At 57.3% G+C, this 2,357-nt stretch carries 2 protein-coding genes; both read right to left on the bottom strand.

What is annotated here, in order from left to right; genetic code table 11:
- Positions 1-72: 72 nt before the first annotated feature.
- Positions 73-201 carry a hypothetical protein gene (locus BDE01S_RS11740; protein ID WP_255265806.1) on the bottom strand — a complete coding sequence of 43 codons (129 nt, stop codon included), beginning with the start codon at positions 199-201 and terminating at the stop codon, positions 73-75.
- 70 nt (positions 202-271) lie between these two features.
- Positions 272-2,137: a dihydroxy-acid dehydratase gene (gene ilvD / locus BDE01S_RS10085; protein WP_066081102.1), complete on the bottom strand. Its 1,866-nt coding sequence runs from the start codon at positions 2,135-2,137 to the stop codon at positions 272-274.
- Positions 2,138-2,357 lie beyond the last annotated feature (220 nt).

Below are 2,357 nucleotides of genomic sequence, written 5' to 3'. Positions count from 1 at the left end.
CGACTATAAAAAAGCCGTCTGAAAACAACTCACTGTTTTCAGACGGCTTTTGCATATGGTGAAGCGCCGCGTTTATTTCTGCGGTTTCACTTCAAACATTTCCGGGTGTTTCTTGACATATTCGGTAGCGACGAAGCCGCCGCCGATAATCAGGGCCAAGAGGGCGGCCATTGCGGCCATTGCCCAAACGAATTTATCCATAGCCTCGGCTGTGCAGGCCGTCTGAAAACGGCGGGAAATGCCCGGTTTTCAGACGGCTTTTGACGTTTGCTTAGTCTTTACGTTCAATCTGCGATACGTCGCGCACGGCGCCTTTGTCGGCGGAGGTCGCCATCAGGCCGTAGGCGCGCAGGGCTTGGGAGACGTAGCGGTTGCGGTTTTCCGGTTGCCATGCTTTGGCGCCGCGGCTTTCCATTTCGGCGCGGCGTGCGGCCAGTTCTTCATCGGACACGGCCAAGTTGATACTGCGGTTGGGGATGTCGATTTCGACGGTATCGCCTTCGCGCACCAAGCCGATGGCGCCGCCCTCGGCCGCTTCGGGGGAAACGTGGCCGATAGACAAACCTGATGTACCACCGGAAAAGCGGCCGTCGGTCAGCAGGGCGCAGGCTTTGCCCAGGCCTTTGGATTTGAGGTAGCTGGTCGGATAGAGCATTTCCTGCATGCCGGGGCCGCCTTTGGGGCCTTCGTAGCGGATGATGACGATGTCGCCGGCAACGATTTGGTTGGCGAGAATGCTTTCCACCGCTGCGTCTTGGCTTTCAAACACGCGGGCGCGGCCGGTGAATTTGAGGATGCTGTCGTCCACGCCGGCGGTTTTCACGACGCAGCCGCGCTCGGCGATGTTGCCGAACAATACGGCCAGGCCGCCGTCTTGCGAGTAGGCGTGTTCCACGCTGCGGATACAGCCTTTTTCGCGGTCTAAATCCAAGGTTTTCCACATGCGGTTTTGCGAGAAGGCTTGGGTGGTGCGTACGCCGCCGGGTGCGGCTTTGAAGCGTTCGATGGCAACGGTGTTGTCAGGATTGGTGACATCCCATTGCTTAATCGCTTCGCCCAAAGTCGGCGCGTGGATGGTGGAAACGTCGGTATGCAGTTTGCCCGCTTTTTCCAATTCGCGCAGGATGGCGAAAATGCCGCCGGCGCGGTGCACGTCTTCCATGTAGTAGTCGTGGTTGTTGGGCGCGGTTTTGCAGATGCAGGGCACGACGCGGCTTAAGCGGTCGATGTCGGCCATTTTGAAATCCACGCCCGCTTCGTTGGCCACAGCCAAAAGGTGCAGGATGGTGTTGGTGCTGCCGCCCATGGCGATGTCCATGGTCATGGCGTTTTCAAAGGCTTTTTTGGTGGCGATGCTGCGCGGCAATACGCTTTCGTCGTTTTGCTCGTAATAGCGGCGGGTAATCTCGACAATCAGACGGCCTGCTTCGAGGAACAAGTCTTTGCGCCCCGCATGGGTGGCGAGATAGGAGCCGTTGCCCGGCAGCGACAAGCCCAACGCTTCGGTGAGGCAGTTCATCGAATTGGCGGTGAACATGCCGGAGCAGGAGCCGCAGGTCGGGCAGGCGTTTTGTTCGACTTCTTGGATTTGCGCGTCGGAAACATTGTCGTCCGCCGCCTCAATCATTGCGTCAATCAAATCCAAACGGCGTTCGTCGGCGATATTAATCGCACCGATGACTTTGCCCGCTTCCATCGGCCCGCCGGAAACGAAAATGGTCGGAATGTTCAGGCGCATGGCGGCCATCAGCATACCGGGGGTGATTTTGTCGCAGTTGGAAATGCACACCAGTGCGTCGGCGCAGTGGGCGTTGACCATGTATTCGATGGAGTCGGCAATCAAGTCGCGGCTGGGCAGCGAATACAGCATGCCGCTGTGCCCCATGGCGATGCCGTCGTCCACGGCGATGGTGTTGAATTCTTTGGCAATCGCGCCGGCTTTTTCGATTTCGCGGGCGACGAGCTGACCCATGTTGTGCAGGTGGACATGGCCGGGCACGAATTGGGTGAACGAGTTGGCGATGGCGATAATCGGTTTGCCGAAATCGGAATCGGCTACGCCGGTGGCACGCCACAAGGCGCGTGCGCCCGCCATGTTGCGGCCGTGGGTGGAGGTTTTGGAGCGGTAGTCTGGCATGGTGTGTTCCTTCGGGTGTAATCAGGCTGCCGGAAAGGCGGGCGGCGGCCCGCCCGGCCTGATGTTCTATTTGAAAAATGGGCTTATTTTATCCCAATTCCGAGTGTTTTTGTTGACAATTCTTTTGTGTGTTTGCTTTAACGGTATTTGCTTATCTTTTATCGAAAATGCCGTCTGAAAAAGAGTATAGTCGAATAAAATTAAGAATGGGGCAAGGCAG

The organism is Bergeriella denitrificans NBRC 102155 (assembly GCF_001592185.1).
Classification (GTDB): domain Bacteria; phylum Pseudomonadota; class Gammaproteobacteria; order Burkholderiales; family Neisseriaceae; genus Neisseria; species Neisseria denitrificans.
Note: the sequence above shows the minus strand (reverse complement) of the source record. Positions and strands in the feature narration are given on the sequence as shown.

What these genes read in the sequence shown, in the direction of transcription:
- BDE01S_RS11740 (WP_255265806.1), bottom strand. Translation starts at nt 201, where the DNA reads ATGGATAAATTCGTTTGGGCAATGGCCGCAATGGCCGCCCTCTTGGCC.
- ilvD (WP_066081102.1), bottom strand. Translation starts at nt 2,137, where the DNA reads ATGCCAGACTACCGCTCCAAAACCTCCACCCACGGCCGCAACATGGCG.